Origin of the sequence: Zarconia navalis LEGE 11467 (assembly GCF_015207075.1) — a bacterium.
Classification (GTDB): Bacteria; Cyanobacteriota; Cyanobacteriia; order Cyanobacteriales; family Geitlerinemataceae; genus Zarconia; species Zarconia navalis.
This window is the reverse complement of sequence record NZ_JADEXN010000397.1, coordinates 1-5,405: the sequence shown is the minus strand read 5'-3', so window position 1 is coordinate 5,405 and position 5,405 is coordinate 1. Positions and strand designations below refer to the sequence as shown.

General features: G+C 53.2%; 2 protein-coding genes and 1 pseudogene. 1 reads left to right on the top strand and 2 read right to left on the bottom strand.

The features are described from left to right. A partial coding sequence (locus IQ235_RS17885) for a DUF456 family protein (protein ID WP_264322773.1) occupies positions 1-269 on the top strand: 269 nt, incomplete at its 5' end. A 19-nt stretch (positions 270-288) separates the two neighbouring features. Here the strand turns inward: IQ235_RS17885 and IQ235_RS17880 are convergent. Both IQ235_RS17880 and IQ235_RS17875 read right to left on the bottom strand, forming a co-directional pair. Continuing rightward, positions 289-1,053 (bottom strand): annotated as a pseudogene (locus IQ235_RS17880) (DUF6816 family protein). Between the two features lie 109 nt (positions 1,054-1,162). Next, positions 1,163-5,405, bottom strand: a 4,243-nt coding sequence (locus tag IQ235_RS17875) for a CHAT domain-containing protein (RefSeq protein WP_264322772.1), incomplete at its 5' end; no start/stop codon positions are given.

The window sequence follows — 5,405 nt, the reverse complement described above, 5'->3', positions numbered from 1 at the left end:
TGGTTCTCGGGACCCTAGGACTGCTACCCGCCCTACCCTTCGGCGGCCCTCTCCTGGGACTGCTTCTCGGCCCGGTTATTGGGGCGTTCGTCGGCGAGTGGCTGTATCGGAAGGACTTGAATGGGTCGCAGAGAATGAACCAAGCGTTTAAGGGGTGTATGGGGATCGTGGTGGGTTCTATTATCGGTAATGTTATCGAGGCCCTGCTGGCGATCGTAGCGATCGCGATTTTCATTTTCAGCACTTGGCCGTCGTGGGGCCTCGGTTGAGGAAAATGGGAGTGTCAATTTACGGCTTGACCAAATCTAATCGATAGCGATAGAGTGCCACCGGACGATCTTGCGCTTTAAAGTAGTCCGGATCTTGAGGCGAGAGATAAATCGCGGTGACTCGATCGGCGGTGACTCGATCGGCGGTGACTCGATCGGTTTCCATGTCATCAGATTCGATCGCATCGGGGTTTTGCGGTGGCTAAGCAGTGGGGGTTTCGACGCGGTTGAAGTAAATCCCGGATGTCGTGCGAAAGACTTGATCGATAAACTCCGTGGCGGCAAATCGATCGACGGCGGGGGTTTCGCTAAACCGTCCGGTGACGATCGAAACCAGTTGGCGATCGCCCCGAAAGGCACTCACCTGCCGATTGGGATCGTCGGGATCGACTTTCACCGACACCACACCGCGATCGCCTAAATAAGCACGGGCGATACTCGACCCGTTAAACTCGCGATCGGCAACAATGGGTTGTTCGTCCTGTTTGTCTCCCTTCACCGATACTGGAATCGGTAAAAATCGCTGCACTTTCCGGGACGGCAACTGCGGCAAGAAACGGACGGGAAACGTAATGGGGCGATCGAGGTACGGGCGATTGCCTTCAAATCCCGGTGTCACCAAATCTGGTGCTAGGGGTGCGACGAGATCTACAAGAATACTGGTAACTTCCCAGGTTCCCTCCATCCAGTCGGGATAGATTAAATCGCCCTGGGCACTCTCAATGGGTGGGAGATTTTGCCAATCGGGAAAACGATCGAGGCGTTCGACAAGGGGAGTCGCCATCGCCCTCGGACTCCACAGCAGAATACACAGGACGAAGTAGCAAAAGAAACGGAAGAGTTGGCTCATCGGGCTAAGTAATATCCAGTTCGCGTCAATACCGATCGTTACATTACCAAGGACTGCCGATGGTGGTAAATGCAGACCAATAGTAGGGATGAGAGAGATTGGTATTTTCGATGTGAGACAGTGTTGGCGGCAGAAGAATGCCATTACCCAAACCCGCACCGCGCAACTCACCTCCTTCTACCCTCACATTACCGCGAATCATATCGATTTGAGCTTGCCGCAATGCTTCGGCTTTGATCGGTGTATCGTTCAGATAGCTGTAAAACTCCGTCATCAATGCTAAAGTCCCCTCATCGCTGACGTACCACAAACTTGCCATCGCCGACTTCACCCCAGCGGCTACCGCTAACCCGGCAAAGCCTAATTCTGCCTGGGGATCTCCCACAGCAGTCTTGCAAGCTGAAAGTACGAGTAGTTCCACGGCAGGGTTATTCCAACCCAATAGCCGCAGTTCGTCCAGGCGCAATTTCTCATCCCACAGTTGAATGTAAGAATTGCTCGCATCTCCTGCTTGAAACTCCCCGTGGGTGGCTAAGTGGATGATGGGGTAAGCAAATTCTTGCCGTTGGGCGACTAAATTAGCGCGGGTAAAGTTTTCGTCAATAAACGCCTCTCCCTGCCAAATCTGTTGGGTAATTGCAGACAGTTCTACCGGAACCGCCGGTAAGGGGTTGAGATTTTCAAACGTACTTGCCCCCATTCCCAAAGCTTGGGTATTTTGCAACGCCCGATATCGGGTATCGATGAGGCTGAGGCTGGGAATCATGCTGAAGCTGTATTGTTCCACCAGGAATTGCTTGCCATCGTGGAGTGCGGCGATGGGTAAGGCGCGCAATCCCTCATCCATAGAAAACAGCAGGGTATCGGTTCCGGCGACGGTGAGTTCGTCTTTTAAAGGGGCGATTAGCCATTGATAGAGTTGTTGGGCGCTTTCGAGGTAGCGATCGGAATTTCGATAGCGCGGGTGAGTGATATCGCGACGTAACTGCCGCGCGGTGGCGAGGACTTCTTCTTTACTGACGTTGGGAACCACCTGACGGATGGGTACGCCTTCGGGGGTAAACAGTACTAGTTCGATTTGTTCGGGCAGCAGGGAAATGTACACCACTGCCGACTGATTGCCTGTTTCGGCCGCAATTCTGGCTAAGGCTTCTTTAGCATTTTCCACGCCGCCCGATTCGTCGTCACGCTCTTTGCCCAAGTAGTCGGTATACTCATCGGTACGTTGACGATCGAGATCGGCGAGTTCCGCAGTGGTGATGGTACCGCTGGTGTTATTGAGAATGTTGAGGTTGTTCGCCAGGGTAGGAGTATCGATCGAACCTCCCATTTTATAGGCGATCGAAAAGTCAATCTCCGAGGTGTTGCGGCGATCGAGATTGCTGGCATCCCCGTCGTTATTCGTATTGGACTCCTCCGAGGCAACGTTTCCAGCGATATCCAAGACAGAGGCAGGGTTTACCGGAATCGTCCCCAAAGGTCGATCGCCAAAGTTGGGACTGATACCATTGGATTCGTCGGATTCGATCGTACCAGTTAGGGGGTCGATCGTATTGCGATTTGCCTCATTTTCACCGTTGAGAATGCCGTTAATCAGGATGTCGCCGTCCGTCGTCAAAGTCCCCGTATTAATCTCCCCTTCGCGACTGTTGAGGCTAATATCTCCGCTACCTAAGGCACCTTGAGTGGTGATATCTCCAGTATTGATATCGCCCCTGGCATCCAAGCCAATATCTCCCGAGGTTCCCGTTTGGGCGAGGCTGGCAATATCTCCCGTGGTGATGCTGCCATTTTCACTGGTAAGGGTAATGTCGCCGCTATTTCGTCCGGCGATCGAATTAATCGTCTCTGTATTAATATCTCCCCCGGCATCGACATCGATATCGCCGCTATCGCCAGTTTGAGTTTGGGTGGTAATGTCTCCGGTATTCACATCATCCCCAGCGTTGACATTGATATCGCCGCTATCGCCCGTTTCAGTTTCGGAAGTAATGTCTCCAGTGTTGGCATCTCCTCCAGCATCGACATCAATATCGCCACTATCCCCAGTTTCGGTTTCGGAAGTAATGTCGCCGGTATTGGCATCATCCCCGGCATCGACATCGATATCGCCGCTATCGCCCGTTTCGGTTTCGGAAGTAATGTCGCCGGTATTGGCATCATCCCCGGCATCGACATCGATATCGCCGCTATCGCCCGTTTCGGTTTCGCTGGTAATATCCTCAGCAATCAGGTTGCCGTCGGCATCGACGGTAATATCCCCCGATCCGGTAATCCCGATCGAATTCAGGTTTCCGGTATGTACGTCATCACCATCGATCGAAATTATCCCACTCACGCCACTCGTCGTTTCAGTGGTGATATTTCCCGTTTGAATCGTCCCATCGCTAATCGTTGTCAGACTGATATCGCCGCTATCGAGGGAACTGTAGGTGGCAATATCCCCGGCGGTGATGTTGTTAAACGCCGTCACGTCGATGTCCCCTCCCGCGCCGCCGTTGGATTGGGTGCGAATATTTCCCGTGGTTACGGAACTCGCTGAGGTGGTGCTACTTTGCAAGGCGATATCTCCGCCGTCGCCGTTGGCATCGGTAAAGGTATCGAGGTTCCCGGTGGTAATGCTACCGCTGCTGCTAGTGGCGCTGAGGCTTCCTCCCTGTCCGGTATTGGAGTTGGAAAGGATATTGGCCGTAGAAATATTGTCCGAAGCGTTAAAGGTGACGTTTCCGGCCGTTCCGGCTTCCGAAATCGTTGTCAGATCGCTCGTCGTCAGGGTTCCGCCGCTAGTCAGACCAATATTGCCCCCCTCCTGAGTTCCTTCGGTGCGAATTGTTCCAGTGGCGACATTTCCCGCCGCATTTAATTGGATGCTACCGCCAACGGCAAAACCGTTATCGGAAAAACTATTCAGATTGCCGTTACTCGTATCGATACTGCCGCCGGTACTGGTAATGGCGATATCTCCGGCGCGACCGACCGTGGGAAAAAGGGTACCATCGATAACATCGTTATCTTCAATGGGTTCAACGGTGGTATCGATATCGCCGGTGGAAATGTTGCCCGTCCCATTCAAAGACACATCCCCCGCATTCCCACTCGCAGAACTGGTATTCAAGGTTCCGGCAGTGGTATCGATCGTCCCGTTGCTATTCAGGGAAATATTTCCACTGCCATCGTTGTCAGAAGCCGTACTCAGGTTGCCCGTAGTAATATTGCCCGCAGCGGTCACCGAGATATTGCCCCCACCTACATCGCCATTGGCGTTCAGGCTACCGCCACGGGTATTGATGTTGCCGATACTGTTGAGAACGATGTTGCCTTTATCGATCGTGCTGCTGTCGTTCGAGTAGGCATCGATATTACCCGTATCGATGTTTCCAACTGCGGTAAGCTGAATCTGACCCCCCGCATCGCTAGTAGAACGACTGGTTAAGGTACTGCCAGTCGTGTCGATCGTCCCGCCACTATTAAAAATGATGTCACCGCCGGGTTCTTGGTTCAGTCCGCCGGAAGTGGCCCTAATATTTCCGGTGGAAGAAATATCCCCGGCTGCGGTGATTTGAATATTGCCCCCCAGACCGGTGAAAGAAAAGGTGTTGAGGGTTCCAGTTTGAATATTACCCCCGGTACTTTCAAGGGTGATGTTACCAGAACTGAGGATATTGAAAAGATCGGAGTTACTCGTATCGATGCTTTCGCTAATGGTAATGTCGCCTAACGCCGTGAGGACGACATCGCCTTCGGGTTGGGTTTCAATTCCGGCGATATTTCCGGTGACACCGCCAATGGTAATTCCTTGGGTGGGGGAGTCGAGGAACACTTCCGTGGCGCTAGCTTCGAGGGTGTTGGCGGCCACGCGCAGGGGTGCGGATGCGGTACCGACGCTGCCGGAAGTACTCACCAGTTCGATCGAACCGGCACTGAGTAGGGAATCGGCACCGGGTTGCAGAATATCCCCAGAAGTCTTGATCGAAAATGCCCCGGTGGTGTTGACGTTCGCCAGTTCGATATTGCCGACGGTTCCCGCATTGCCCACACTCAGGGCGATCGTCCCGCTACCGGCATCGAGGGTCGTTCCGGGGGCGGCAAAAATGCCCCCAATCCCGGCTTGGCGAAGTCCGGCAGCCGCATCGACATCGTTAGCACTCAGGAAGATATTACCGTTCCCCCCAGAAGTATCGATATCGGCATTGAGAAAAATGCTGCGTCCGGCTTTCAAATCCAGCGTGGAAATAGTGGAAGAAACGATCGCCTCGTTGAGAGTAATATCGTTGTAAGCTTGCAGA